The organism is Rummeliibacillus sp. POC4, assembly GCF_003576525.1.
GTDB lineage: Bacteria > Bacillota > Bacilli > Bacillales_A > Planococcaceae > Rummeliibacillus.
Genome location: NZ_QWUA01000010.1, coordinates 29376 through 55704, shown reverse-complemented (window position 1 = coordinate 55704; position 26329 = coordinate 29376). Strand labels below are relative to the sequence as shown.

Here is a 26329-nt window from a genome sequence, read left to right as displayed (position 1 = left end):
ATTAATCACATCCTAACGTGTGTTGTAAATTTGTAAGCATTAAACGTACTTCCTGTTTTTGCAGTAATGGCTTGAATACAGGATTATCTTGAATGGTCGAAATGAGGCTATGTTTAATCGATTGTTCATCTCGCGGAGCATTTGAACCTAAGTCAAATTCACGATCTACCCAACCATCGATTAAGTCAAAAAATTCATCACCATGTAGTGTAATAGGGAACTCAATCGATTGTGCAACTTTTACATATTTTTTGATCATCACGATTGCCTTTTCTTCACGATTTTGCATCATATATCCTTGTGCGGATGTTAGATAAAAGATAAGGGTACTATTGAAATGTAAGTGCCCCAAATCAAAAGCTTCAATAACCTTTTCTGTGCGTTCTACCATTTCATCGAATTTTCCGAGTTGAGTGCTATTCATCATCAAGTAATTTGACGCGATGGATACAATGCCAAGAATATATTGATACATACTAACTTGTAGTGTTTCTTTAGCTTTGTCAGCTTGTTGTAATTGCTGATAGGCATTTGCAACGATAATTTCGTTTCCGATATAAGGTTCAACACCATTACCAAGCAAATCCAACACCCTCTCAGGATTTTGTATCATCAGTTGACAGCTTGCTTCGATAGAACGAGCCTGAAAGGAAAGCCGTGCATTTTCAGCATATTCTTCAACACGTTGACAGAGGGTAATAATTTTTTGCATCACTGCATCTTTTAACTCACCAGCTGCCGGTTGATAATTTAGCAATATGACTGCCATTTGCAATAATAAAGGAAAACAAGAATAGTATTCATCAATTATATTTTTAATACGTGAATAGACTTCATCAAAAGATTTAGTTGCAAAGTCTTGAGATAGTTCAACATATAATTTTTGAATATTTTCCTTTGTCATCTGTGGTTTATAACCTAATAACTCATCAATCGTTAAGTTAAAATAAGTTGCGAGTTTAGGAAGTAGTAATATATCAGGATAACTTAAACCGGTTTCCCATTTTGAAACGGCAGCTTTTGAAACACCTACAAAATTAGCCACTTCGTCTTGTGTTAAGCCATTCGTCTTTCGTAAAGAAGCAATTGTATTAGCAAATTGTAAGTCTTTCATCATCTTCAACTCCTTTATGTTCAGTATATCCTAGAAGTACAGTAAAGACGATGGAGAAACAGTGTATTTTAGTTGAAAAAATCAACCGTTAGGAAACTTCGAAATTCACAAATAACTATTGTATAAATTCATTAAACTGATAAAATAGGTATAATTTAACTTTCTTAAGGGGGTATGTAATTTGACAATCGAAATAATTCATTCAAAAGTAATACTAAAAGAGATGAACGAAAAAGATTGGCGAGACGTACATAAATATGCTTCTCTACCAATTGTTTGTCAATATCAACCTTGGGGACCTAATACGGAAGAAGAGACACAAGATTTCGTCAAACAAGTATTATTGGACGCGACAGAAGAAGAGCGCTCTCGGTATGTCTTTTCAGTTATTGAACAAGAAAATGGAAAGATGATCGGCGCTGGGGAGATGAATATTCGTGATTTTAGGGTAGGGGAGATTGCTTACATCATTCATCCTGATTATTGGGGGAAGGGCATAGCTACGGAAGTCGCAAAACTTCTGTTACAATTTGGATTTGAAACGTTAAATCTTCATCGAATCTATGCAACCTGCGATCCACGAAATATCGGTTCTTCAAAAGTACTACAAAAAATTGGCATGATTCAAGAAGGTAGAATACGTGAAGACTTGCTTCTTAAAACAGGTTGGCGTGATTCATTGTTATATAGTATTTTGGAGCATGAATGGAACAGGGGGGAGTAACATGTATGCATCAATATAAACCAGTCGAAGCAGCTAGTTTGTTCATTGAAGAATTTTACCCACAATGTCAAGGTGCCATTCTTGCAGGAAGTGTAGTGAGAGGGGAAGCTACCGATACATCAGATTTAGATATTGTCATATTTGATAACAAAATAAGTGCGTCTTATAGAGAATCCCTTATCCAATTTGGATGGCCTATTGATGTATTTATACATAATTTAACGTCGTATAAAGCTTATTTTAATAGTGATATAGAAAGAGCACGTCCTTCCTTACCTAGTATGGTGGCCGAGGGCATTATTTTAAAAGATGAAGGGATCATCGAATCAATTAAAATAGAGGCGAAAAAGCTATTAAATAAAGGACCAGCTGAATGGTCAAAAGAAACGATCAATTTCAAACGCTATTTTTTAACAGATACGCTCGACGATTTCATCGGTTGTAAGAATCGAGCTGAGGAATTATTCATTGCAAATCATCTAGCTGAATTAGCAAGTGAATTCGTCTTACGAACAAATCGTCAATGGATCGGATCGTCAAAATGGATTGTTCGTGCATTAAAACAATATGATGAACTATTTGCCAGTCGCTTTGTAGATGCTTTCGATAATTATTATCGAACTGGTGAAAAAGAAAATGTTATAAAAATAGTACAAGAGATTTTAGTTCCTTTCGGTGGAACACTGTTTGAAGGGTTTTCGTTAGGGAAAGAGTACTGAATGTTGATGTAGATAGGCTAAGCTCAAACAACCGTTTGAGCTTTACTTATCGACAAAAGATAAAATGATCATGAGGGTTCCATATATGTAGTTGATCAGCTATGTAGCCTCGAAGCCAAAGCGTTCCATTAATTTTTCTTAGATAAAAGCCTTTTGGAAAATTATCGTTTTCTGTTAGAATCTCAGATGCTATTGTAATAGAACCTAAGGGAGCTTGCTTTCGCTTCAAAAGGTTTTCCGAATACTCTTCAGATTGATCTGTAAATGCTAGTCTTAAATAGGGTCCCAGTTCTATCGGACATAATTTTAAACCTAGTTCTGCTGCTCTTTTATAGAGCTTAGACGAAGTAGTCCCTTTAGGAAAGCCGAGGTTGCTAACTGTTAGTTCAACGGTATGGAGGCTATGTTTTATAGGAGAAGTTGTAAATCTTTCATCTGTTAATAGCTTTTCTCCATACTCGTTCATCAGAATAGAATTTTGCTTCAATTTTTGGATAAGCTCTGTTTTTGACAGCCCACCAACCTCTACTATTCTAGTGATGATTGGACAATCAGGATATATCTTTTTATTTTGACTATTCATTATTTTCACTCCCTAACCATGGATTAAAAAGAGACGATTTTAGATTCTGTTTTGACTCTTTATCCAATCATAATTGAAGCGGTTGTATGAATTCAAATCTAAGATTAATAGATTATCATTTTTATAATCTACAGATATCGATATTTATTAATTGAAGAAGTATAAAAATTATTAGACAAAACATTGAAACAAGTGATTCAAATTCATCTAAACTGCCATCATTATGCAATTGTGCTATTATAATATTGATGATATTGTAACAGTACAAGAAAGGTCGTAATAGAAATGGATTCAACCAATACAAATGTAGAATTGATCATACAACAAGGAGAAAACGTACTTTTAAGTATGAAAGACTTAAAAAATGCTGCCAATAAAAAAGGTAAAGTACGTTCAGATTTGTATGAAAGATATTGTGCTAATTTACATTCATATTATATATATACACTAATGGATCCTGAAATTGAAAATGCCCCTGAAGTGGTTGATTTTCAAGAAAAACTAAATCTTTTTAGAGATTACTTTAAGGAAGTAACCAAAGATTTTGAAAGTACAGTAGATACAAAAGGTGCAAATGAAGCCTATGACAACGTATTTCCTGCCTATAATGCAATGGTGTCAGCTCTAGGTTTTCCTGATAAACAAGTAACTGCGAAAAAATTCTAAACGATTTAAATTGTTAATCCTAATCCACAGACTGGTCTTAAATCCAGTCTGTGGATTTTTTAGTGTAAAAATTTGTAGAAGTAGCAACTGTGCAAGAGAATTACAAAGAAAAATAAAGTCCTTTTTAATAGAAGTATTAATTACAATAATTTGGAAATTCATACAATTTACATGATATAATAAGGGTGGATATTGTAAAATGGTATTGAATTATTATTACGATTATTTATTCTACAAAACACTGGTTTAAAATTGAGATTGTAAACAACACAAAAACAAACTGAAAAATCATAGAGGGGGAATTTATGAACTTTCTATCAAAGAAATTTTTAGGTAATTCCATTATCGTTTGGATAATAATTATTTTATTATGCCCAATAGGAATGTATACTGTCATACTAAAACACAACGCCCAAGGATTTTATTTATTAATTTTAATGGCTGTCTTAATCTTCATCTTTGAAGATATAATATTTAAACAAAGGAAAAAGTAATCCATTTTCTTACACATTTTTGCTTTTTGAAGGATATAACTATAGATAGATTCTATGAATATGGCAGGGGAGATGTGTAAAAATGGAAGGTTTCGGAATTTTTATTTATATTGCGTTAGGAGTAACTGCACTTTTGGTTGTTGCATCAATATTTTTAAAAAAATCAATTCCAGAGAAGAAAGATAAGTACCTTAGGATTGGTTTTTATGCGCTTCTGATAATAAGCATAGGTATTGTTATTATTAGCTTGTTTGTAGGAGGTTGGAGTGGTATGGGTTATGGATTTATTGGAGCCTCTATTCTCGTAGGAACAATAGTGGGTGGTATTGTAAATAGAGTTACAAAATAAAGGTAGCTTAATGATTTCAGCCGAATTTCTTGCAACCATTACAAACAAAGATATGTCGTTTTATTCGCATCTAATTATTAGGGAAGGTGGATTTTAATGTATTTTCCATCAAAAAAGATTTATGGATATATCCTATCAATTGGGGTTGTATAATTGCTTGTTTAACTCCCATTTTTATAGGAAGAGACTATGAAGCACTTTTTTTCACGATTCCTTTAGCAATCCTGTTAGCTTGGAGTTGGTTTACTACAGGATACACCGTAAATAGCGAATTACTAATCATCCGAAATGGTCCTATAAAAAAGAAAGTGCCAATAAAAGATATTAAAAAAATAACAAAAACAAAAAATCCGTTAGCATCTTCCGCACTTTCGATGGATAGGCTTGAAATCATTTATAGCTCTGAATTCGGAATGGCACTTGTTTCTCCTAAGGATAAACAAAAATTCGTATCTTTTCTAAAAAGTAAAAATCCACAAATTGAGGTTGATAACAGTATAAAGTAATGAGTGTTAGTGCTTTCGAAACATTATTTAGCAGCATAAGGTTTACAAACCACTAATTAAAAATATGGAGGAAATAGTAGATGTCTCTACATATTCTATACAATATTGTTCCTTGGGGATTTATATTATTACTACTTTATATATTTATAGATATATTTTTGGATTTCTTTAGGAAACCGAAGATGACTAATACGAAACGAATAATATTCTATAGTTTTTTATTTTATGTATTGAGCTTGATTCAAATAAAATTTGGAGGGATCACACTCCCGATACTAACCCAACCATATAATTTTCGCGTTACTGTTCCAGATGGATTGTTTGACGAGTATTATTTTATATATAAGAAGACAACAATGAATGTTCCTTCTGCTATTTTTTATAATTTACTTTTATTTATTCCTTTAGGTATTTATCTTTCAATTCTGTTCAAGTTAAATGGCTTAAAGCAAGTTGTACCTACTGTTATTCTAAGCTGTATTGCAATCGAAATTCTTCGTTTTGCTTTTGAATCGTTTGGATTAGTCTTGGCTTTAAATAATAACATGTTTATAAAAATCTTATTATTCAACATATTGGGCGGAATACTTGGATATTTATTGATGAGGGCTATATTTGACATGAAAAATCGTATATTTGCTATCGGACGTTTAAATAAAAGTGGGATATTGAGTATGAACTCGCCTGATTTATTTTGAGTGGTATGGAGCAGCAAGGGTATAATGGAGAATAATTATAATTAAAAGAGGGAAAAGAAAGCCATGAATATCCAAAATGTTTTACCACCTGTCATTGATGAATCTACAAAAGTTTTGATATTAGGTTCTATGCCAAGTCAATTATCGCTGCAAAAACAACAATATTACGGGAATCCGCGAAATCACTTTTGGCCCATTATCGGGAAAATCCTAAATTGTGAAATTCCATCAGATTATGATGAACGAATAAAACTTTTAAAAAAACACCATATCGGTCTTTGGGATACCATTCAATCTTGTGAAAGAGAAGGTAGCTCAGATGCTAGTATTCGAAATGTCATCCCGAATGACTTTAAGAATCTATTGTTAACATACTCGAATATTCGAATTATCCTATTTAATGGTGGCAAAGCCTATTCCGTTTTCAAGAAGTATATGGGACTCGAACTCTTACAGCAAATTGACAATGCAAAAATGCCTTCAACAAGTCCGATTCCCGGCAAAAACATTAAATCTTTTGATGAGAAAGTTGAAGAATGGCGGGTTATTGAAGAGTATTTATAAAGTAGTTCCAGCATTTGATGTTATTGATGTGACCGAAGGGTGAAGTATATGTAATACGGAGGATTTTCTTATAAAATAAATAAGATATTTAACCATTCCAAATTAAACTACGTGAATAATTTGTAGTACAAGGACTTTTTACATCTTCTAAAGACTATGAGTATTAAATCGACTATTCATATTTTGTATTAGATGTAACAAAAGAAGTCCTAGTTATTTGGAAAGGGGTGACTATTCATGGCTATCGTTAAACCGTTCATAGCGTCAAGAAAATTTATAAGTACAATTGGAGCAGGTACAGTTGCAACTAATGATGTAACATTTGCTAATACAGATTTTACTGATGATACTGGTGGTACTTCAACATTTCCCTCTTCACCGCCAATTGTAAATTTATATGTTAATGGTGTACTACAAACAAATGATACGTTAACAGGCATTTCAACTACTGCAGTAACAATTGTAGGCGGTGCTGTTCTTGACCCTGCCACTCCAATTACGCTAGAATTTGTTATTAATTAGTTTTTGAATCAAGTAAAAAAGACAAAAGGCTATTTTTAGTAGCTTTTTGTCTTTTTCAAATTCACTATAAAACTAAGTATAAAAAACGCCATTCTTTATGATGTACCACCAATTAGGATAAACTGAAGTGTTATCGGTACTCCTTCTTCGGGAGGTGTTGGGGTTAACAACGTTAATGATCCTTCTTGCACGAGATAAGCAGTTTGAGGTTGAATTATACCGTTAATAAACAAATTGATATAGGAAACTTCGAGAGGTGACAAAATTTGTGTTGTTCCGTAATCTGGCAAACCGTCACTGTTTGTATAGACAAGTTTCTGTCCATCAGAAAAAGTAAAGTATAATAAATTAGTTGTTTGTATTGGTACTGGAATTGATGGTCCTGGTGGGCCTTGAGGACCTCGTAATCCTTGAGGTCCACGAGGTCCAGGTGGTCCAGGTTTGCAAGAGTGAGAACGTTTTTTCTTTCTTGTCATTTTTTCCCTCCATTATTTCTTGTTTTTTTATAATACGTTTGTAAAAAAACAAGTGTGAGTTATTTTTTAGTACCATCCATTAAAATAATTAAGAATGGCGGGTTATTGAAGAATACATATCCTAAAGGTTACTTTGAAGACCTTTAGGGTATTTTTTTGCTCCTTTTGTATAAACAAAGTATTCTATTTCATCTGTTTTATAAGCTAATTTCTGTAGTTATACAGGTGTATTATTTGGATATTCTTGGTTTGATTTATTTAAATGGGATTGATCAATCATCATCTAATAAACATAATTAAATAAAATTTTCAGAAAAGTTATTGAATTTAAAAATTAAAAGTGCTATTGTTATATACAACAAATTGAAGTTAAAACTTCAAAAATATATAGAAATAAAGTATAAACTTCATTTTGGGGGTTATAAATATGTATCAACAATTGATACAAGAACATTTTGAACAGCTGTCAAAAGGGCAGAAAAAAGTAGCAAGTTATATTTTAGAATCACCACATGATGTCGCTTTAAAATCCGCTCAAGAAATTGGAGAAGCTGTTGGAGTTAGTGAAACAACTGTTATACGCTTTTGCTACGCGATTAAGTTGTCAGGTTATAGTGAATTGCAATCCATTATTCGAAGTTCATTTATGAAAAGCAAAAGTTCACTTGGTACCTACTTAGCAACAAAAAATAAAATTGAAGCAAATGGTAGCTTTCATGAAAAAGTCATGCAAAATGATGCGATGAAAATACAAGAAGTATCTGAATTGATCAATAAAGAATATTTTCAAGAGAGTTGTCAATCTTTACATAGTGCAAAAAAGATTTATGTACTTGGGCTTCGTTCATCTTATGCAGCTGCTCAATGGTTAGGTTTTACATTAAACCTTTTGCGACCAGATATTTATATGATTGAACCGCAGTCACAAGATATTATCCAACTACTCAGCCATATGAAAAAAGGCGAGGTATTGATTGTGTTATCTTTTCATCGTTACTACAAAGAGACAATCGATTTAACACGGATGATAAAGAACAAGGGCGTTACAATTATTGGTATATCTGATGCAATGACAGCACCACTTTATCGGTATGCTGATTACTACTTTCCTCTTGGATCAGCAGAAACGTCAACAATTGATATCATGCCAATCGTCATTTCTTTTTTGAATACATTAGTTTCAGGCATGACGATTCAAGCGCCAGAGCAATATGAGATGTATAAAGCGCAATATGATAGTGTTGATAGTAGCTTTTTATTTTTAGATGGAGATGATTTTAAATGAAACAATTACTAGAGGAAATAACTCCAACACTAAAAGATGTCTTTACATATCTACATAGCCATCCAGAAATAAGTTGGAAAGAACAAAATACAACGAATTATATTAAACAACTATTAGAGTCATATGGTTTTTCACCACATTTAATAGATGGATCAACTGGATTGTACGTAGAAATTGGGCATGGTAAACCGGTTATCGGACTTAGAACAGATATTGATGCACTTTGGCAAGAAGTAGATGGTGTCTTTAAGGCAAATCACTCTTGTGGGCATGATGGACATATGACCATGGCGATTGGGACATTGTTATTGCTTCAAAAATTACACAACCCAGAAAATGGAACAATCCGGGTCTTATTCCAACCTGCAGAAGAAAAAGGACAAGGTGCGCTACATCTAATCGACAAAGGTTTGGTTGATGACCTCGATTTCTTATTTGGTGTTCATGTCAGACCGATTGAGGAATTACAAGATGGCACATTTAGTCCAGCAATCTATCATGGTGCTGCAAGATTAATAACAGGTACGATTTACGGTAGAGAAGCACATGGTGCACGACCTCATCTTGGGAAAAATGCCATTGAGATTGGTGCATCTTTAGTAAATGCCTTGCAAAGTATTCACATCAATCCAATGATTCCATCATCAATAAAATTGACTAAATTCCATGCAGGTTCAGCAGCAAATATTATTCCTGGAAAAGCGGAATTTTCAATCGATGCTCGCTCTCAAAAAAACGATGGTATAACTGCATTGATGAAGGAATTTGAACATGCAATTGCCGGTGTCGAAAAACAATATGATATTAAAATTGACTATCAGATTGACGCTAATATAGCAGCCGCAGAAGTAGATAAGGATGCGATGCAACTAATGCGTAAAGCGATAGTTGAAACAGTTGGTGAAGCCAATACGAAACCACCCGTAGTAACAACAGGCGGTGAGGATTTCCACTTTTACACCTTGAAATGTACGAATATTAAAGCAACTATGCTTGGGCTAGGTTGCGGTTTACAACCAGGTTTACATCACCCGAATATGACATTTAATAGAGATGCACTATTTACGGGAGTTGAAATTTTAACACGTACTGTATTGAATGCAGTCACATATGCACAGGAAGAAGTGACACCAAAATGATTACGTATAAAGTATTAACAACAAATGAGGAAATGGAACTTGTACAACAACTAGAACATGCCGTTTGGGGTACATCTCCCATCCCAACACATCAAACACTTACAGCTGTAAAGCATGGAGGAACAGTAATTGGTGCATTTGATGGAGATAAAATTGTGGGTTTTAGCTATGGCTTTGCAGGTTTTGAAAATGGAAAAGTTTCGCTTTGTTCACATATGCTCGGTATTCTCCCAGAGTATCGAGAACTTGGAATAGGGGCAGAGCTAAAACAACAACAAAAACAACTCGCTGTGAAAATTGGGTATGAAAGAATGACATGGACGTATGATCCATTACAAACAAGGAATGCCTATTTAAACTTAACGAAATTACACGGCGTATGCGATACATACATTGAAGATTGCTATGGAAAGATGGATGATGGTTTGAACAAAGGTTTACCTTCAGACCGATTCCAAATCGATTGGTGGATCACAAGCGATTACGTCAATCAGTTTGTGAAAAAAGAATACGATAAACCGACTGTACTTGCGTCATGGGCATATAACGATCAGAATGTACCGTATTGTGATGATGAATATTTTCGGAAAATAACGAATTTTGATAAAGAGGCCTATCTAATACCTGTTCCTGCTGATATCAATCACTTAAAAGAACAAGATTTAAATGTCGCGATTGATTGGCGTATGAAAACTCGTAACATTTTTAAAACGTTATTCCGAAATGGATATACAGCGATTGAATTAGTAAAAACACAAGATAAACCAATTCACTATTATCTTCTTGTTCCAAAAACTAAATTAAATATCCCACAATAGAAAGGATTTTATAGATGAAAATTCAAAATATCACAATTCGACATTTAAAAATGAAAATGAAAGCACCTTTTACAACGAGCTTTGGAACATTTGTTAATAAGGAGTTTCTACTATTAGAAGCAACAGATGAATTAGGCAACAAAGGATGGGGAGAGTCGGTTGCATTTGATTCCCCTTGGTACAATGAAGAAACTTACAAAACAAATTGGATCATTCTAGAAGACTTTTTAATTCCACTAGTCAAAGGAAAAGAAATCGAACATCCAGATGAAATCAACGAATTATTTGCTTTCATTCGCAAAAATAATATGGCAAAAGCAGCTCTTGAGGGTGCTGTATGGGACTTATATGCAAAACGGACAGATCAAACATTAGCTTCAGCACTTGGAGGAGACAAGAAAGAAATCGAAGTCGGTATTAGTATCGGTATTCAAAAATCAGTTGAAAAATTACTTTCATTAATAGATGGATATGTAAAAGAAGGCTATAAACGTATCAAAGTGAAGATCAAACCAGGTTGGGATGTCGATGTCATTCGTGCGATTCGAGAAAGATTCCCGGATGTTCCATTAATGGCGGATGCGAATTCAGCATATAGCTTAGAAGATGCAGCGTTATTAAAGCAACTCGATGAATTTAATCTAACAATGATCGAACAGCCCCTTGCTTCTGACGATATTATCGATCATGCCACATTGCAAAAACAATTGAAAACACCTATTTGTTTAGACGAAAGTATCCATTCTTTAGAAGATGCACGCAAAGCTGTTGAACTAGGAAGTTGCGGCATTATTAATATTAAAATTGGTCGTGTCGGTGGATTAACAGAATCCAAAAAAATCCACGATTATTGTGAATCAAAAGGGATTCCTGTATGGTGTGGTGGAATGTTAGAGTCTGGTATTGGACGAGCTCATAATGTAGCGATTACAACACTTTCTAACTTTATCATGCCAGGCGATACGGCAGGTTCTGAACGTTATTGGGAACGTGACATTATCGATCCTGAAGTAATCGTTGAAAATGGTTATATTACAGTACCAGACGAACCTGGAATTGGATACGAGCCAAACCTTGAACGAATTGAAAAATTCACCGTCAACAAAAAAGTATATAACTTAGTAGACAAAGAGGTGGTTCGATGAAAAAGAGTTTTGAAATGGCCGGAGCATTTATCGGTGTCATTGTCGGTGCCGGCTTTGCTTCTGGACAAGAAATCTTGCAATTTTTCACTAGTTTCGGATGGTGGGGAGTTATAGGAACTGCAATTGCAACGGTATTGTTTGCGTTCTTAGGCATGAATTTAACTACATTAGGAAGTCGCTTACATGCGACTTCTCATAAAGAAGTTGTCTATCAAATTTGTGGGAAGTATTTAGGTGCAGCAGTTGATTTTGTCATCACGTTCTTCTTATTTGGAGTATCTGTTGTTATGTTTGCGGGAGCGGGTTCGATTTTTGAAAACCAATTCGGCATTCCGGCCATGTATGGTAGTTTAGCGATGTTAGTCGTAACAATATTAACACTGATGTTCAATGTTCAGAAGATTATCGCGATGATCAGTGCAATTACACCTTTCTTAATGGTATTGGTAGTCATTATTGCTGGTTATTCCATCTTTACAACGGATTTAACAGCTGGACAAATGGATCAGTTAGCAAAACAACAAAATTCAGGGTCGTCTAATTGGATTTTAGGGGCACTATTGTATGTATCCTACAATCTTGCAGCAGGTGCATCAATGCTTACTGTAATGGGGGGACTTGAAAAGGATGAGAAAATCGCAAAAAAAGGCGGAGTTTACGGTGGTATTGGATTAGGTATTCTTATTTTGCTTATAAATGTCGCAATATTCACAAAAATAAATCAAGTTGGTAGTTCGGATATGCCAATGCTTACACTTGCAACGAACATTTCACCGATTCTTGGTGTTCTCATGTCAATTGCTTTACTGGGAATGATTTATAACACAGCTGTAGGTATGCTTTATGCTTTTACTGTTCGTATCGTTCCAGCAGAAAGTAAACATTTCAATTGGGTAGTTTGGGTAATTGGTGTTGGTGGATTTGGTCTAAGTTTTGTAGGCTTTATCACTTTGGTGAGCACGGTATATCCAGCAATGGGGTACTTAGGTTTTGTTTTAATGATTGCCATTGTGATTGCATGGTTTGTGAATGTCAAACGTTCAAAAGCGAAATCATTAGTTGTAAAAGAAGCTTGATATTGAAAGAAATATTGTAGTGAAGCCTTCCAAATGGATAACTGGAAGGCTTTTTCTATAAAAAGAAAGCACTAAACAGCATATATAAGAATTTCTATTAACATCTTTTGTATTTGAAATGATAGACACATATGACAGTTTACGACTGTCAAAATTTATTGTGTAATCTTTATTCAACGAGGCAGGTTATATGAACAATGTTGCCTCTAAATGTTATTGAAACTTATTTCAATTGAAACCGTACAAATAATTATATTCAAAAGGAGGATAATAAAATGTTTGAATACAAGTTCGTCAAAATAGAGTTTAAAAAAATATCTGGTAATCCTAAAGAGGACTATCAAGAAGTAATTAAAAGTCACGCAGAACAGGGATGGCGTTTTGTTCAAATTTTCTCTCCTGACAGTGTAACTTCAGGAGTTGCAGTAGGTTCTTATTATGATTTAATCTTTGAAAGACCTGTACAAAAGTAAACTGAACAGAAAGATTGAAGGAAACTTACTAAATTTGGTTTCCTTTAATTTTTATGCGATTATCAACATTAAAATTTAACAGAGCCTAAATAAGATTTATAGACCTCCTGACTTCTGTTTTTACCTTGAAAAGATTATGATAACATTAGGTATTTATAGGGTTATAAAGAAAGGAAGTTTTCAAATGGTCCCAGCATTATTTATAGGACATGGTTCACCATACTTAGCAGTAACACAAAATGACTACTCAGCGTTTCTAAAGGATTTAGGAAAACACATTAAACCGAAAGCGATTGTCATCTTTAGTGCTCATTGGGAAAGTGAAACATTAGCAATCACCTATACAGATGATATTTTAGATACAGTGTATGATTACTACGGTTTTCCTGAAGAAATGTATCAGATTAAATACCCTGCGAAAGGCTCAAAAATAGTTGCAGAAATAGTGGAAGATCGTTTTGAAAAAGCTGGTATTGCAACTCGTCGTGAAGTAGAACGCGGTCTAGACCACGGTGTTTGGGTAGCGTTAAAACATATGTATCCAGAAGCAGATATTCCAGTCGTTGCGATTTCAGTTAACGCATTTTTATCACCAAAAGAGCAATACAAAATTGGAGAAGCATTAAAGGGACTTGACGAAGAAGACATTTTAGTAATTGGTAGTGGTACAACCGTTCATAATTTCCAATGGATGAACCCTCGTGCAACAAGTCCAGTAAAAGAAGCAGTCGATTTTGATAACTGGATTTTTGAACATGTAGAAAAAGGCGATATCGATACATTAGATCAGTATCGTTCACTTGCACCAAATGCTGCACTTGCCGTTCCGAGAGCAGAACATTTTGTGCCACTATTCATCGCAATGGGAAGCGCAAGCAACAAAACAACAAAACCAAATAAAATCAATCAATCCTATGAATTTGGTACAATGAGTAATATGTGTATAGAATTTTAGATATATTTTAAGAAGAGAGGGAATTGCCCTCTCTTTTTTTGACTTTTTAACCATAGCAGAAGGGAAATCCATAGTAAAAGCAGGAATGTTGATGATTGATAAAGAATATTTTATAGATTAGGTAGTACGACTGCCAAGATATAAGTTGGTAGGGAATTGTACTTAATGTTGTACATTTTTCACACACTCTTAATTGATTAATAATTGGTTATATTTGTGGGAAAGCGTGGTGAAGCAGAGCTGTTTATAAATAAATAGAATACATAAGTAGTAGTTCTATCTTGAAAGGAGGTTAATTTTTGTATAACTTTTTAGGTGATTTACTTCTTTTTGTTGGATTATATTTAATGCCAGTTCTATGTGTTGTCTTCTGTTTAAATCTAGTGAAAATACTAAAAAAGGTTAAGAACGATGAAAAAACTACTATTAATACTTTTTGGTTAACCGTATCTTTTCTTTTGATAATGTGGAGCATTACTAGAGTAGCGTATTAATTTCATTAAGGTATTCTAAGGTAGCTATCCCTAGTTCCACTAGCATTTACTCAATACTAAATACTTTTAGCAAAATATACTATATATGGTAGTTCCATTATGTTATAATAATTGGAAAAGATAGTAAAATAACAATGGCATTATAAAGATGGGAGAGTTAACTTGAAACAAGAAAACCTTTTAATGGTAGAGCATAGTCGAATGGAAAGTGAGCGTCTTATATTACGTCCGGTAGCGTTTGAAGATGCTGAAGATATGTATGAATATACATCTGATGAAGAAACAACACGTTACCTTTATGACCAACATAAAGATCTAAACCAAACAAAAAGTTTTATAGCAAACTATTTTATAAAAGAGCCAATCGGTAAATATGCAGTTTTGTTAAAAGAAGAAAACAATAAAATGATTGGTGCAATTGAGTTTAGAGTCCACGATTATAATAAGAGTGGAGAACTAGGTTATACATTAAATAGGCATTATTGGGGAAAAGGTTACATGACAGAAGCAGGAAAGTTAATACTCGATTTAGCGTTCAACATACTAGAGTTAGAAAGAGTATTTGCAGAATGTGATGTTAAAAATGAAGCTTCAGGAAAGCTGTTGCGTCGTTTAGGTATGACACATGAAGCTACTCTTCGTAAAAATCATATGATTAAAGGTGTCCTTACGGATAGTGAATATTATTCTATGTTAAAAGAAGAGTATATCAATTTACAAACAGGAAAAGATGAGGCATCGGTTATCAATTAAACATAATAAAATGCCAATCATACAAAAAATCCACTCCTACAGTCAGGAGTGGATTTTTCTATACCTCTATTTCTTGGAAGCCGTATTTAGCTGTTGTAGAAGTTGCTTTATTGTTACGTTTATTTCATTTAACTCTTCTTGCTTCATGCCAGAAGCTTCTAGCAAGGATTGAGGAATGCATGAGGCTTTTTCCTGTAGTGCTTGACCTGCATTCGTAATGTGGATGTTCATAATGCGTTCATCTTTTTTGTCACGATGACGCTCGACAAGACCAGCAGCTTCCATACGTTTAAGTAGAGGAGTCAGAGTACCGGTATCTAAACTTAGTACCTCTCCAAGTTCTTTAATCGTACTTTTCTGCTTCATCCATAAAGTGACCAAGACTAGATATTGAGGGTAAGTGAGTTGAAGTTCGTCTAAGTATGGACGGTAAAGTCGCAAAATTGCCCTTGAACAGGCATACAATGAGAAGCACAAGTGATCTTCTAATTTAAGATTATCCGCGTTTGTTTCCATAGTTATACCTCGTATACTTAATATTTTTTCATCTTTATTTTAACATACCTCTACAATAATAAAAAACATTTTGCAAAATTTAATTGTTGACAATACTTTATGGATAATATAAGATTAATTTACAAAATACATTTTGCACAATATAATTTTACGAAATACAATTATGCAAAATGAAATTTGTCAAATAATATATTGGAGGGATTTATAATGAGTAAAGTTACAGTTGGAATCGAAAATGGAGCACCTATCGAGCTACACTATGAGGATGTTGGCGCAGGAAAGCCAGTGGTATTAATTCATGGTTGGCCGCTTAGCGGAAGATCATGGGAAAAACAAATTCCCGCATTAGTTGAAGCTGGTTATCGTGTTATTACGTATGATCGTCGTGGATTTGGTCAGTCATCACAACCGTGGAATGGTTACGAGTACAATACATTTGCAAACGATTTGAATAAACTTCTCGTTCATTTAGACCTACAAGATGTTACACTAGTTGGATTTTCTATGGGTGGAGGCGAAGTCGCACGTTACATCGGCACTTACGGAACAGAGCGAATTGCAAAAGCAGTGTTAGCAGGGGCTGTTCCTCCATACCTTTACAAATCAGAAGATAATCCGGATGGTGGATTTGACGATGAAGTGATTAATGGGTTACAAGAAGGAGTTAAGACAGATCGCCTTGCGTTCTTAGAGACGTTTACAACTAACTTCTTCGCATCTGGAGACAGAACAGATTTAGTAAGCGAAGAATTCCGATTACACAATCGTGATATTGCAGCATTTGCTTCACCAAAAGGTACGCTCGACTGTATCGCGGCTTTCAGTAAAACAGATTTCCGAGACGACCTAGATAAATTTGATGTACCGACTTTGATTATTCATGGTGATTCCGATGCAATTGTTCCGCTAGAATTCAGTGGTCAAAAGGCACATGAAAGAATCCCTAATAGCCAACTTGTTGTCATAAAAGGTGGACCACATGGCTTGAACGCAACACATGCTGAACAATTTAACACAGCACTTGTACGGTTCTTAAAAACAGATTTATAATAGTTTCTATTCGTAAAGTAGATTAATATTTTATTAACTACTAGAATCCATTAAACATTTAAATAATTTAATGAGTGCACTTCACTTTATAAGCGTTTTATCATCAATTCTTTTCAGCCAATTCATAATAAGAATCTTATTCTGTTTAATTACAAAACCAGAATGAGATTCTTTTTTTTAGAAAATAAATGACTAAAAGAATAATTTGAAATTTAGAATAATTTATGACAGATACATATATTATATTGACAATATACCTAGTGGGGTATAAATTGAAGCAGAACTCGAAGTTTCAAAATGGGGGGTAAGTATAGTGAAAAAGATTTTAATCGTAGGTGGCGTAGCAGGCGGAGCTTCTACTGCTGCAAGAATTCGCCGTTTAGATGAACAAGCAGAAATTATTATGTTTGAAAGAGGACCACATGTTTCATTTTCAAATTGTTCGTTACCATTCCATTTGAGCGGAATTGTTGAAGATAGCAAAAGATTGATCTTAACGAATCCAACCGCTTTTAAAACAAAATATAATATTGAAGCACGTGTACAACAAGAAGTTGTTAATATTAATCGTGAAGTTAAAACAATTACAGTCAAAAATTTACTAACAGATGAACAATATGACGAAAGCTATGATTATTTAGTTTTATCACCGGGCGCGAGTCCAATCGTTCCAAATATTGAAGGAGTACATGCTCCTCATGTTTTTACTGTAAGAAACGTCAATGATATTGAACGTTTAAACCAATTTGTAAAAAATGATAATGTCAAAGATATTACAGTTGTTGGCGGAGGATTTATCGGAGTAGAAGTAGCGGAAAATCTACGCTTGGCAGGGAAGAATATAACTTTAGTACAATCAAATAATCAAATTATGACACCATTTGATTATGATATGGCACAAATTTTGCATAAAGAAATGATTGATAAAGGTGTTCAACTATTTGTTAATGATGCTCTCGCAAAAATCTCAGATGATTCTGTTGTATTAAATTCTGGCAGACAAGTGAAAGCCCAAGCAGTCGTTCTAGCGATTGGCGTTCGACCGGAAATTTCTTTAGCAAAAGATGCTGGACTAGAAATCGGTGAACTCGGGGGGATAAAAGTTAACCCTAATTATGTTACATCGGATCCATCCATCTATGCTGTAGGTGATGCAATTGAAGTTTATAATCGCTTGCTGCACAAGCAAACAAGACTTGCACTTGCAGGTCCAGCACAACGACAAGCACGTGCAGCTGCAAATCATATATACAATATACCAAATCAAAACACAGGTGTAATCGGTTCATCTAGTATTCAAATATTTGACTTGAACTGTGCCGTAACAGGTCTAAATGAAAAAACAGCAAAAGACGCTGGTTTTAACGTAAATAATGTGTACTTAATCGCACCAGATAAAGTTGGACTTATGCCAAATAGTAATCCATTACACTTCAAACTAGTATACGAAGTACCAACTGGAAGAATTTTAGGTGCACAAGCTATTGGTAAGGGGAATGCAGACAAGCGTATTGATGTCATTGCTACTTTAATAACAATGAATGGTACACTAGAAGATCTGAAAGAATTAGAATTATCTTACTCACCAATGTATAGCACAGCAAGAGATATCGTAAATCTTGCAGCGTTAGTTGGCTTAAACTTATTATATGGTCGATATAATCAAGTTGCGGTTTCACAAGTTCGCGAACTAATGGAGAAAAATGCATATTTTGTAGATGTTCGTGAAAAAAATGAATATGAAAATGGACATTTAAAAGGTTCAGTGAATATTCCATTAAGTGAACTTCGCGATCGTATGGATGAAATCCCAAAAGATGTTCCAGTTTATGTTCATTGTCGTTCAGGGCAACGTAGCTATAACGCTGTAATGGCATTGAAAAATTCTGGATTTAATAATATTTGGAATGTGTCAGGATCATTCCTAGGTATTTGTCTGTATGAATACTTCAATGATATTGCAACAGGACGTGAAAAAATCGTAACTGAATATAATTTTAAATAAAGGTATCTCTAGAGGAAGGATGATTTTTAGACTTCACTAAATTACCTTTTTGCTAGAAATAATTATTAGGCGACTTTTTGTTCAATTTTGAACGGAAAGCCGCCTTTTTTCTTTTCTCTTTTTCCTTTGGGAGTGTATCGTCTAGTGAAATAGACATTATCAGATATATTCTAAAAAAACTATTAGTTTATTCATAAAATTAGTAAATGGAACATAAATACTGATATATTGATATTTTATAAACTACTAGATTCATTTTATTTATAAATATCAAATAATTCTCTTTAAATCAATTAATATCTTAATTATGTACAAAAATATCTTAATAATGTAAAATTAATTTAATTCATTTTTACTAAGGGGTGTATAGGGATGAATGTACAAATGGTGCTAACAGATTTCTTAGACAGAGCAGTAGAATTATACGGGGATAAAGAAGCTATTTTTGATGAAAAGAGAGCTTTTACTTACGCTCAAATAAACGGACGAGTTAATCAGTTATCTCGCGGTCTACAGTCCCTTGGGGTGAAAAAGGCGGATAAGGTAGCCTATTTAGCTTCCAATACGATTGAAATGTATGAAGGTTTTTATGGAATCTATCAATTAGGGGCTATTATGGTTCCACTGAATATCCGTTTAAAGCCTGAAGATTACTTATTTATATTAAATCATAGTGAATCTAAGATTTTACTAGTGGATCAAGATTTGTATCATTTAATTGTTCCTATAAAAGATAAGTTAGAAACAGTCCAACAAATTATCGTTCACTATAAGGATGAAGAAACGCCTGAACTAGGGTATGATGAATGGCTTGGGAATTTTGATGATAGCCAGTTTAATCGTGTAGAACTAGATGAGGATGACGTTGCTAGTTTACTATATACAAGTGGAACAACAGGAGATCCTAAAGGGGTTATGTTGACACACCGTAACAACTACTTACATGCACTAACAGCTATGCATCATTTACGTGTTACAGATGAAGATGCCCTGTTACATGTGTTACCGATGTTCCATGTAAACGGTTGGGGATCGCCGTTTTACTACACAGCAAATGGTTCAACACAAGTGTTTTTAAGAAAAGCAACACCTGAGGCAATCTTTAATGTCATTGCAAAACATAATATTTCAATTATTCATATGGCTCCAACTGTATTGAATTCTCTAATTCAATACTATGATGAATATACACCACCACTTTCAGAGAAATTACGCATTATTGTTGCGGGCTCAGCTCCTCCAATGGCGTTTATTGAAAGAGTGGAAAAAGAGATTGGTTGGGAATTTATCCAAGTATATGGCATGACAGAGTCTTCACCTTTAAGTACCATTTCTCGTATTCTTCCACAATATAAAGACTTACCAGACCAAGAAAAATATCAGCTGAAAGCAAAAGGTGGCACTCAATTGATTGGTACGAAAGTGAAAGTTGTGGACGAGTATGGAGATGAGCTTCCGCATGATGGTGTATCTGTTGGTGAAATTGTTATAAGAGGACATGGCGTAATGAAGGGCTACTGGAAAAATGAGCAAGCGACCATCAACACACTTAAAGATGGATGGTTACACACAGGTGATGTCGGACATATCGATGAAAAAGGATATGTAGCGATTACAGATCGTAAAAAAGATATCATTATTAGTGGGGGTGAGAATATTTCTTCAATTGAGGTAGAAGGTGTGCTATATGACCATCCAGATATTTTAGAAGCAGCTGTCATTGCGATACCGCACGAAAAATGGGGTGAAACACCTCATGCATATGTTGTCTTAAAAGAAAACGCTACAGTAACAGAGCAAGATATTATCGATTTCTCTCGCTCTAAACTTGCACATTTCAAAGCAGTTACGGGTGTAACTTTTGTGGATGAGTTACCAAAAACAGCATCAGGAAAAATTCAAAAAGTGCATTTGAGAAAAACTCATCTAGAAAAATCGGAAGTGTAATATATAACGGGGGTGTCCTTAAAGGGAACCCCCTTTTTTAATGGCACGGTTAAAATTAGTTGATGATAGATAAAATAGCAGGTACAAATCAAAATCACATCATCTCTTCGCACATTTCAGAAAAATTATTTTTTATGATTCATTCTCCACTCGTCTTCTAAAATCCCCATTTCAATCAAGTTCCAATATTCATCTCCATTTTTTCTTGCATCTCTTAATAACCCTTCTTGAACAAATCCTACTTTTTCGTAACATCGAATGGCAGAGGCATTAAAGTCAAATACACCTAAAGTCACTTTGTGCAATTGCATTTCTTCAAAAGCAATTGCTAAGACAGCTTTCACCATTTCAGCACCAATGCCTTTTCCACGATACTGCGAAGAACCTACCAATACTTTGCCAATCCTAGCAGATTTATTCACTCTATCAACTCTCCCTAAAGAGATATGCCCAATCACTTGTTTTGTATCTTGGTCAATGACCTTAAAAATATATGTATCCGAATCCTCTTTGTTTGCATTTTGTAGATACTTTTCGAATTGTGAAACCGTTAAAGGATATTGGAAAGCAGGACCAGCCCATTGTAATGTAAATGAGGCCGATGGAATCCAGCTTATTAGTTGTTCTATATCAGAACGTTCAAAATATGCCAACTCAATCATTTGAAAACCTTCCTTCACTTTTATGATAAACTATCAGAATTTTATAAATGTAGTATATCATAGTAATTAAATAAAGATTTTTTTACAACTAAGTGATTCCTTTTCAAAGGTCACTCGTCTATAGCTGTGAAAGGGGGATTCAGATGCAGCAAAAACACTTTGAACATTTTTACGAACAATATAGTGATGCCATTTTTAAATACATATTTATGCTTGTTGGTAATAAAGAAACAGCTGAGGACTTTACACAAGAAACGTTTTATCGAGCGTATAAGCAATTCGAGACGTTTAAAGAGCAGGCATCTATTCAAACGTGGCTACGAAAAATTGCAAGAAATTTAGTTTATGATCATTACCGAAGAAAAAGAATTATTCAATTCATTCCGTTTCTCTCACAACATGAACAACAAGACACAAATTTGCTCCCAAGTGAAATCGTCGAGAAAGGGGAAGCAATCGTTGCAGTTTATCGTGCCCTCTCAAAACTTAAATTAGAATACAAGGAAGTTATCATCCTTAGAAAAATAGAGGGCCTTTCGATTAAAGAAACAGGGAATCTATTGGGATGGACAGAAGTAAAAGTAAAAAACGCAACAGCTCGTGCAATGCAAGCATTAAAAAAAGAATTGGAAGAGGGAGGGGAATTACATGGCGAAGGATTTAGATCAATTATTAAATGAGCTCTCCACAATTGAGCGAGATCCGAAACAAAAACAACAAAGTTTCCAAAAATTATCAAAGAGAATTCAACATCCTACACATAAACAATTTAACAAATGGAAACCTGCATTTGCACTTGTCATGCTAGTTTTTGTGTGCAGTATGTATTTTCTAACCTTACGATCAGAACCATCTACGCAAAATTCAGTAAGAGCAGAAAGTATGATGGAACTTTTAAAAAGTGATGCTATTCATTTCGGATCAATGGATATTTCAACCTCCCATTCATTAAAGTACACACCAACTGGAAATCCATTCCGTTATTTTGGTTTTGAAAAGGGAGTTGAACCATTTAGTAGAATTTATAATACAGAATATTTCCTTAAAACAGCAAAACCAATCAATAATATAGATTTAAAAATTCATGAAATTTCGATTAGAGATGTACGTGTTGAATATAATAACTGGAATAGCGGTAGTGAGGAAATATTATTTCTTAAATTTGCTTTTTTAGATAATACCGACAAACTTCTTTATGTAAAAGATATGAATCATAACCAATGGTATAAAATTGAAGGAGAACCTGCAGAGAAACTACAAAAACTAAAATATACATCGAATTATTTGGATTCTTGCGCTAGTATCATTTATTTTTATGCTGGAATTTACGTTTTATCTTTTTTGATCGGAGCCATTATCAAAGATAAATTTCCCATTATTAAACGGACACCTATCTATATAGATAAGAAACATAAGTATATCGATTGGTCTATTCGTTTTGGTTTTATCCTGATCATAGCAGGCTCTTTGTATTACTTCGGAGTGATTCCTATTGCCATGGTAGTAGTTTTGAGCTTTATCTATTGGGGAATCCAACTTTATATGGAGTTAAAACATCGGCCAGAGGCTAAACGACATTACCTCATTATCAATTTAATGATCCAAGCGACTGTAATTTTAATCGGAGCTATATGGTATGGCCTTTTTAGGTGACATTTTATGTGAATAATATGCTAAAAAGGCGATTCTTCTTTAAAAATTCTTCCATGGGTATGTTAAGTTAACTCTCTATGCCTATGTATTACTTTTTGTTCATACTAGGAAATTTGTGGTATAAATGTAGAAAGCAATATTTAGGTATAGGGGGTAATTGTATGAATGATGAGTTAATGAGAAAAAAAGAAAGAATATTAAGTTCCCAAAATAGCAAAAAAGCGGATTTCATCTTACGAAATGCAAAAGTTGCAGATGTCTTTAATCTTCAATGGCGAAAAGCGGATATAGTGGTGACGGATGGAATGATTGTTGCCATTGATGAAGATGGAATGTTCGAATCATATGACGAAGAAGATGCAAATGAGCATTACGTGATTCCAGGTCTGATTGATGGTCATATTCATATCGAATCCTCAATGTTACCACCGTCTGAATTTAGCAAAATTTTATTGCCTCATGGGATTACGACTGTAATAACAGATCCACATGAAATAGCGAATGTTGCAGGTGCTGAAGGGATTCAATATATGTTAGATGATGCCGAAAATGCAGAGATGGATATCAACGTAATGCTACCATCAAGCGTACCGGCTACTTCTTTTGAACATGCAGGGTCAACATTAAATGCACAAGATTTACAACCGTTTTTAGCGCATCCAAATGTGTTAGGGTTAGCTGAAGTGATGGATTTTCCTGCTGTATTACAAGGTCAAGAAGACATGCTTCAAAAAATTGCGCAAACAGAAGCTACAAGAAATATTGTCGATGGGCATGGATCAGGACTAAATGCAGGTCAAATTCGCGGATACCGAGTTGCAGGAATTCAAACGGATCATGAATGTGTGAACGCAGAAGAAGCATCAATTAGAATACAACAGGGGATGAATGTATTAATACGTGAAGGCTCTGCAGCAAAGAACTTACGCGATGTATTACCTGCTGTCAATTCTGCCAATGCAAGAAGATTCTTATTTTGCACAGATGATAAGCATCTAGATGAATTGATCGAAGAGGGTAGTATTAATCATTCGATAGCGCTAGCAATAGAAGAAGGGATGAAGCCACTTCAAGCAGTTCAGCTAGCAACGTTGAATGCAGCGGAATGCTATCGATTGTATCAAAAAGGTGCACTAGCAGAAGGGTATGTAGCGGATTTTATCGTGCTTGACGATTTAACAACTTGTAAGCCAAAATCAGTTTGGAAATACGGCAAGAAAGTAGCTGAGAATGGGAAACTTCTAGCTAGTCAAAATAAAACAAAAGATGTGCCACCATCTATTTTACAATCCGTTCATATTCCAAAGCTAACAGCGCAAGATTTGGCCATATCTTTTAAACATAGTAAACTCGCAAATATAATTGAAATTGAACCAAACCAAATCATCACCCATAAAAAAGTCGCTGAAGTGAAAGTAGAAAATGGGGAATTTGTTCCTTCAGTAGAAGATGATTATTTAAAACTTGCAGTGATTGAGCGTCATCATAATCTAGGAAATATTGGGCTTGGCATAGTTCATGGTTTTGGATTGGAAAAAGGCGCAGTTGCTACAACCGTTTCGCACGATTCCCACAATGCACTTGTATGCGGAACAAATGATGCAGATATGTTATTAGCATTAAACGAACTACAAAAAATGCAAGGGGGCTACATCGTTGTAGCAGATGGAAAAGTACTAAGTGCTTTACCGCTGCCAATTGCAGGACTTATGACAAACGAAAAGGCAAATGTAGCAGCTAAACACCTACATCATTTACATGAAGCGTTATTACAACTGAACCCTGATTTGAATTTCCATCTATTTTTAACATTATCATTTATCGCATTACCAGTCATACCATCATTAAAGCTGACAGATACGGGATTATTTGATGTAACCAGTTTTCAACATATCTCAATCGAAGCATAAACAACCAACATATAAAATAAAGAGCAGATTCCAAAAGAAATGGAATCTGCTTTTTTAATAAGGTAGTGCTATGCCTTTAAATCATTGAAAATGGTAAATATGAATAGTACACCTGATAAAGCAACTGCAACTGCGCCAGTGTAAACCCAATTTAAGGCAGGAGCAGGGCTAATCAGCAACACGCCCATTAAGAAAATGACTAGACCTATATTGAATAGCCAAAATTGAGCTTTAGCTAAATCTGTATTATCAGGGAAATTAAAATTGTTATAAATAAGCCCAATCACAGCACTCGACAACCATCCAAAAACGAGTATATGAAGATAAGCGACCCACTCATAGTTGGATGTAGCAATCATATAGATCCCTAAAGCAATTCCGAGTACAAAATATACAGATGAAACTCTAATCCAATTTAAAGACATAGGAAACACCTCCTTCTATCCTTATAAATATGCCAAGGAAAATGTAAGCGTTAGCATAAAAGCACAGGTATTGAGGGATTAACATCGAAATAAGAAAGGGATTTTATTTAATATATAGAATCATAATATTGAACAATAATTAAATTAAGATATAAGTTTTCAAATTCAAAGATATCTTGAAAGGGTGAAGTAAATAAAGTGTTCGAAATGCCAAAAAGAGAATGCAGATTATCTTACAAAATGTAAATATTGCGGTCATAGATTTATTTCATTAGATATTACAGAAAATGTATTATAATATTGTGAATGTGGTTGTCCTGTTCCAATAACAAATGGTAAAGGTTATTGTGTAAATTGTCAGGAAGAAGTAAATAGTTTTGAACTGTTTTAGAAATAAATTTATATAGGATAACTCTTAAAATCTGAGTGAATAATATCCATTGAGTAGAGTTTTTTGGTGAAGATGATAGAGATTAGAATGCTAGGATTAAAGTTTTACTTCCACTTCTCAACAGTTGGGAGCGAATGTTTGATTGACGATAATTTTCTGAAAGTTACGATACTCTAAGAGATTACCAATCTTTATTTTCCTAAGTGAGGGGTGAGAT

Annotated in this window: 28 protein-coding genes; 22 read left to right on the top strand and 6 right to left on the bottom strand. The window is 34.3% G+C overall.

Annotated features, from left to right (window positions below; genetic code table 11):
• Window position 1: 1 nt before the first annotated feature.
• The gene (locus tag D1606_RS05440) at window positions 2–1114 is read right to left on the bottom strand and encodes a helix-turn-helix domain-containing protein (RefSeq protein ID WP_158582316.1); all 1113 of its coding nucleotides are present in this window, start codon (window positions 1112–1114) and stop codon (window positions 2–4) included.
• Window positions 1115–1295: 181 nt separating this feature from the next.
• On the opposite strand from D1606_RS05440, the gene D1606_RS05435 reads away from it, so the two are divergent.
• A complete protein-coding gene (locus D1606_RS05435) occupies window positions 1296–1838 on the top strand; it encodes a GNAT family N-acetyltransferase (RefSeq protein WP_369973751.1) in 543 nt (180 codons plus the stop codon).
• A 5-nt stretch (window positions 1839–1843) separates the two neighbouring features.
• A complete protein-coding gene (locus tag D1606_RS05430) occupies window positions 1844–2557 on the top strand; it encodes a nucleotidyltransferase domain-containing protein (RefSeq protein WP_119415006.1) in 714 nt (237 codons plus the stop codon).
• Between the two features lie 46 nt (window positions 2558–2603).
• Here the strand turns inward: D1606_RS05430 and D1606_RS05425 are convergent, their stop codons facing one another.
• Window positions 2604–3140 carry a helicase gene (locus D1606_RS05425; protein WP_119415005.1) on the bottom strand — a complete coding sequence of 179 codons (537 nt, stop codon included), beginning with the start codon at window positions 3138–3140 and terminating at the stop codon, window positions 2604–2606.
• A 285-nt stretch (window positions 3141–3425) separates the two neighbouring features.
• Here D1606_RS05425 and D1606_RS05420 point away from each other — a divergent pair, with 285 nt between their 5' ends.
• The 6 genes from D1606_RS05420 (at window position 3426) to D1606_RS05390 (ending at window position 6939) form a co-directional block, all read left to right on the top strand.
• Entirely contained in the window at window positions 3426–3806 is a 381-nt protein-coding gene (locus D1606_RS05420) for a hypothetical protein (protein ID WP_119415004.1), read from the top strand.
• A gap of 576 nt (window positions 3807–4382) precedes the next feature.
• Window positions 4383–4649, top strand: a complete 267-nt coding sequence (locus tag D1606_RS05410) for a YesK family protein (RefSeq protein ID WP_119415002.1) — start codon at window positions 4383–4385, stop codon at window positions 4647–4649.
• Window positions 4650–4735: 86 nt separating this feature from the next.
• The gene (locus tag D1606_RS05405) at window positions 4736–5155 is read left to right on the top strand and encodes a PH domain-containing protein (protein ID WP_233548024.1); all 420 of its coding nucleotides are present in this window, start codon (window positions 4736–4738) and stop codon (window positions 5153–5155) included.
• A gap of 80 nt (window positions 5156–5235) precedes the next feature.
• Window positions 5236–5853, top strand: a complete 618-nt coding sequence (locus D1606_RS05400) for a VanZ family protein (protein WP_119415001.1) — start codon at window positions 5236–5238, stop codon at window positions 5851–5853.
• 63 nt (window positions 5854–5916) lie between these two features.
• The gene (locus D1606_RS05395; RefSeq protein WP_119415000.1) at window positions 5917–6417 is read left to right on the top strand and encodes a DNA-deoxyinosine glycosylase; all 501 of its coding nucleotides are present in this window, start codon (window positions 5917–5919) and stop codon (window positions 6415–6417) included.
• Between the two features lie 237 nt (window positions 6418–6654).
• Entirely contained in the window at window positions 6655–6939 is a 285-nt protein-coding gene (locus tag D1606_RS05390; RefSeq protein ID WP_119414999.1) for a DUF4183 domain-containing protein, read from the top strand.
• 95 nt (window positions 6940–7034) lie between these two features.
• On the opposite strand, the gene D1606_RS05385 is transcribed toward D1606_RS05390, so the two are convergent.
• On the bottom strand, window positions 7035–7415 hold the full coding sequence (locus tag D1606_RS05385; protein ID WP_119414998.1) for a DUF4183 domain-containing protein: 381 nt from the start codon (window positions 7413–7415) through the stop codon (window positions 7035–7037).
• A 427-nt stretch (window positions 7416–7842) separates the two neighbouring features.
• On the opposite strand from D1606_RS05385, the gene D1606_RS05380 reads away from it, so the two are divergent.
• From D1606_RS05380 to D1606_RS05340, 8 genes are all read left to right on the top strand, one after another.
• A complete protein-coding gene (locus D1606_RS05380; protein WP_119414997.1) occupies window positions 7843–8700 on the top strand; it encodes a MurR/RpiR family transcriptional regulator in 858 nt (285 codons plus the stop codon).
• Entirely contained in the window at window positions 8697–9839 is a 1143-nt protein-coding gene (locus D1606_RS05375) for a M20 peptidase aminoacylase family protein (protein ID WP_119414996.1), read from the top strand. Before D1606_RS05380 ends, D1606_RS05375 begins: the two co-directional genes overlap by 4 nt.
• Window positions 9836–10657 (top strand): GNAT family N-acetyltransferase, encoded by an 822-nt coding sequence (locus D1606_RS05370; protein ID WP_119414995.1) that lies wholly within the window; start codon window positions 9836–9838, stop codon window positions 10655–10657. The genes D1606_RS05375 and D1606_RS05370 overlap by 4 nt, the downstream gene beginning before the upstream one ends.
• A gap of 14 nt (window positions 10658–10671) precedes the next feature.
• Window positions 10672–11802: an o-succinylbenzoate synthase gene (gene menC, locus D1606_RS05365; protein ID WP_119414994.1), complete on the top strand. Its 1131-nt coding sequence runs from the start codon at window positions 10672–10674 to the stop codon at window positions 11800–11802.
• Window positions 11799–12878: a YkvI family membrane protein gene (locus D1606_RS05360; protein ID WP_119414993.1), complete on the top strand. Its 1080-nt coding sequence runs from the start codon at window positions 11799–11801 to the stop codon at window positions 12876–12878. Before menC ends, D1606_RS05360 begins: the two co-directional genes overlap by 4 nt.
• A gap of 275 nt (window positions 12879–13153) precedes the next feature.
• Window positions 13154–13351 (top strand): DUF4177 domain-containing protein, encoded by a 198-nt coding sequence (locus tag D1606_RS05355; protein WP_119414992.1) that lies wholly within the window; start codon window positions 13154–13156, stop codon window positions 13349–13351.
• 184 nt (window positions 13352–13535) lie between these two features.
• On the top strand, window positions 13536–14306 hold the full coding sequence (locus D1606_RS05350) for a DODA-type extradiol aromatic ring-opening family dioxygenase (protein WP_119414991.1): 771 nt from the start codon (window positions 13536–13538) through the stop codon (window positions 14304–14306).
• Between the two features lie 656 nt (window positions 14307–14962).
• Window positions 14963–15553, top strand: a complete 591-nt coding sequence (locus D1606_RS05340) for a GNAT family N-acetyltransferase (protein WP_119414989.1) — start codon at window positions 14963–14965, stop codon at window positions 15551–15553.
• 66 nt (window positions 15554–15619) lie between these two features.
• Here the strand turns inward: D1606_RS05340 and D1606_RS05335 are convergent, their stop codons facing one another.
• Window positions 15620–16069: a MarR family winged helix-turn-helix transcriptional regulator gene (locus tag D1606_RS05335; protein WP_119414988.1), complete on the bottom strand. Its 450-nt coding sequence runs from the start codon at window positions 16067–16069 to the stop codon at window positions 15620–15622.
• A gap of 207 nt (window positions 16070–16276) precedes the next feature.
• Here D1606_RS05335 and D1606_RS05330 point away from each other — a divergent pair, with 207 nt between their 5' ends.
• The 3 genes from D1606_RS05330 (at window position 16277) to D1606_RS05320 (ending at window position 21071) form a co-directional block, all read left to right on the top strand.
• On the top strand, window positions 16277–17119 hold the full coding sequence (locus D1606_RS05330; RefSeq protein ID WP_119414987.1) for an alpha/beta fold hydrolase: 843 nt from the start codon (window positions 16277–16279) through the stop codon (window positions 17117–17119).
• A 310-nt stretch (window positions 17120–17429) separates the two neighbouring features.
• Window positions 17430–19124: an FAD-dependent oxidoreductase gene (locus tag D1606_RS05325; protein WP_119414986.1), complete on the top strand. Its 1695-nt coding sequence runs from the start codon at window positions 17430–17432 to the stop codon at window positions 19122–19124.
• A 372-nt stretch (window positions 19125–19496) separates the two neighbouring features.
• Window positions 19497–21071, top strand: coding sequence for a long-chain-fatty-acid--CoA ligase (locus D1606_RS05320; protein ID WP_119414985.1), 1575 nt, complete (start codon window positions 19497–19499; stop codon window positions 21069–21071).
• A 125-nt stretch (window positions 21072–21196) separates the two neighbouring features.
• Here D1606_RS05320 and D1606_RS05315 read toward each other — a convergent pair whose 3' ends face one another.
• A complete protein-coding gene (locus D1606_RS05315) occupies window positions 21197–21733 on the bottom strand; it encodes a GNAT family N-acetyltransferase (protein WP_119414984.1) in 537 nt (178 codons plus the stop codon).
• Between the two features lie 143 nt (window positions 21734–21876).
• Here D1606_RS05315 and D1606_RS05310 point away from each other — a divergent pair, with 143 nt between their 5' ends.
• The 3 genes from D1606_RS05310 to ade all read left to right on the top strand — a co-directional run bounded on the left by D1606_RS05310 (window position 21877) and on the right by ade (window position 25296).
• Window positions 21877–22413 (top strand): RNA polymerase sigma factor, encoded by a 537-nt coding sequence (locus D1606_RS05310; protein WP_119414983.1) that lies wholly within the window; start codon window positions 21877–21879, stop codon window positions 22411–22413.
• Window positions 22382–23386 (top strand): DUF4181 domain-containing protein, encoded by a 1005-nt coding sequence (locus D1606_RS05305; RefSeq protein ID WP_119414982.1) that lies wholly within the window; start codon window positions 22382–22384, stop codon window positions 23384–23386. Before D1606_RS05310 ends, D1606_RS05305 begins: the two co-directional genes overlap by 32 nt.
• A 161-nt stretch (window positions 23387–23547) precedes the next feature.
• Window positions 23548–25296, top strand: coding sequence for an adenine deaminase (gene ade, locus D1606_RS05300; protein WP_119414981.1), 1749 nt, complete (start codon window positions 23548–23550; stop codon window positions 25294–25296).
• 68 nt (window positions 25297–25364) lie between these two features.
• Here the strand turns inward: ade and D1606_RS05295 are convergent, their stop codons facing one another.
• Window positions 25365–25721, bottom strand: a complete 357-nt coding sequence (locus D1606_RS05295; protein WP_119414980.1) for a hypothetical protein — start codon at window positions 25719–25721, stop codon at window positions 25365–25367.
• Window positions 25722–26329 lie beyond the last annotated feature (608 nt).

Bases quoted from the DNA above. Each gene is read 5' to 3' on its own strand.
- D1606_RS05440 (WP_158582316.1), bottom strand. From the start codon at position 1,114: ATGAAAGACTTACAATTTGCTAATACAATTGCTTCTTTACGAAAGACG.
- D1606_RS05430 (WP_119415006.1), top strand. From the start codon at position 1,844: ATGCATCAATATAAACCAGTCGAAGCAGCTAGTTTGTTCATTGAAGAA.
- D1606_RS05425 (WP_119415005.1), bottom strand. From the start codon at position 3,140: ATGAATAGTCAAAATAAAAAGATATATCCTGATTGTCCAATCATCACT.
- D1606_RS05420 (WP_119415004.1), top strand. From the start codon at position 3,426: ATGGATTCAACCAATACAAATGTAGAATTGATCATACAACAAGGAGAA.
- D1606_RS05410 (WP_119415002.1), top strand. From the start codon at position 4,383: ATGGAAGGTTTCGGAATTTTTATTTATATTGCGTTAGGAGTAACTGCA.
- D1606_RS05400 (WP_119415001.1), top strand. From the start codon at position 5,236: ATGTCTCTACATATTCTATACAATATTGTTCCTTGGGGATTTATATTA.
- D1606_RS05395 (WP_119415000.1), top strand. From the start codon at position 5,917: ATGAATATCCAAAATGTTTTACCACCTGTCATTGATGAATCTACAAAA.
- D1606_RS05390 (WP_119414999.1), top strand. From the start codon at position 6,655: ATGGCTATCGTTAAACCGTTCATAGCGTCAAGAAAATTTATAAGTACA.
- D1606_RS05385 (WP_119414998.1), bottom strand. From the start codon at position 7,415: ATGACAAGAAAGAAAAAACGTTCTCACTCTTGCAAACCTGGACCACCT.
- D1606_RS05380 (WP_119414997.1), top strand. From the start codon at position 7,843: ATGTATCAACAATTGATACAAGAACATTTTGAACAGCTGTCAAAAGGG.
- D1606_RS05375 (WP_119414996.1), top strand. From the start codon at position 8,697: ATGAAACAATTACTAGAGGAAATAACTCCAACACTAAAAGATGTCTTT.
- D1606_RS05370 (WP_119414995.1), top strand. From the start codon at position 9,836: ATGATTACGTATAAAGTATTAACAACAAATGAGGAAATGGAACTTGTA.
- menC (WP_119414994.1), top strand. From the start codon at position 10,672: ATGAAAATTCAAAATATCACAATTCGACATTTAAAAATGAAAATGAAA.
- D1606_RS05360 (WP_119414993.1), top strand. From the start codon at position 11,799: ATGAAAAAGAGTTTTGAAATGGCCGGAGCATTTATCGGTGTCATTGTC.
- D1606_RS05355 (WP_119414992.1), top strand. From the start codon at position 13,154: ATGTTTGAATACAAGTTCGTCAAAATAGAGTTTAAAAAAATATCTGGT.
- D1606_RS05350 (WP_119414991.1), top strand. From the start codon at position 13,536: ATGGTCCCAGCATTATTTATAGGACATGGTTCACCATACTTAGCAGTA.
- D1606_RS05335 (WP_119414988.1), bottom strand. From the start codon at position 16,069: ATGGAAACAAACGCGGATAATCTTAAATTAGAAGATCACTTGTGCTTC.
- D1606_RS05330 (WP_119414987.1), top strand. From the start codon at position 16,277: ATGAGTAAAGTTACAGTTGGAATCGAAAATGGAGCACCTATCGAGCTA.
- D1606_RS05320 (WP_119414985.1), top strand. From the start codon at position 19,497: ATGAATGTACAAATGGTGCTAACAGATTTCTTAGACAGAGCAGTAGAA.
- D1606_RS05315 (WP_119414984.1), bottom strand. From the start codon at position 21,733: ATGATTGAGTTGGCATATTTTGAACGTTCTGATATAGAACAACTAATA.
- D1606_RS05310 (WP_119414983.1), top strand. From the start codon at position 21,877: ATGCAGCAAAAACACTTTGAACATTTTTACGAACAATATAGTGATGCC.
- D1606_RS05305 (WP_119414982.1), top strand. From the start codon at position 22,382: ATGGCGAAGGATTTAGATCAATTATTAAATGAGCTCTCCACAATTGAG.
- ade (WP_119414981.1), top strand. From the start codon at position 23,548: ATGAATGATGAGTTAATGAGAAAAAAAGAAAGAATATTAAGTTCCCAA.
- D1606_RS05295 (WP_119414980.1), bottom strand. From the start codon at position 25,721: ATGTCTTTAAATTGGATTAGAGTTTCATCTGTATATTTTGTACTCGGA.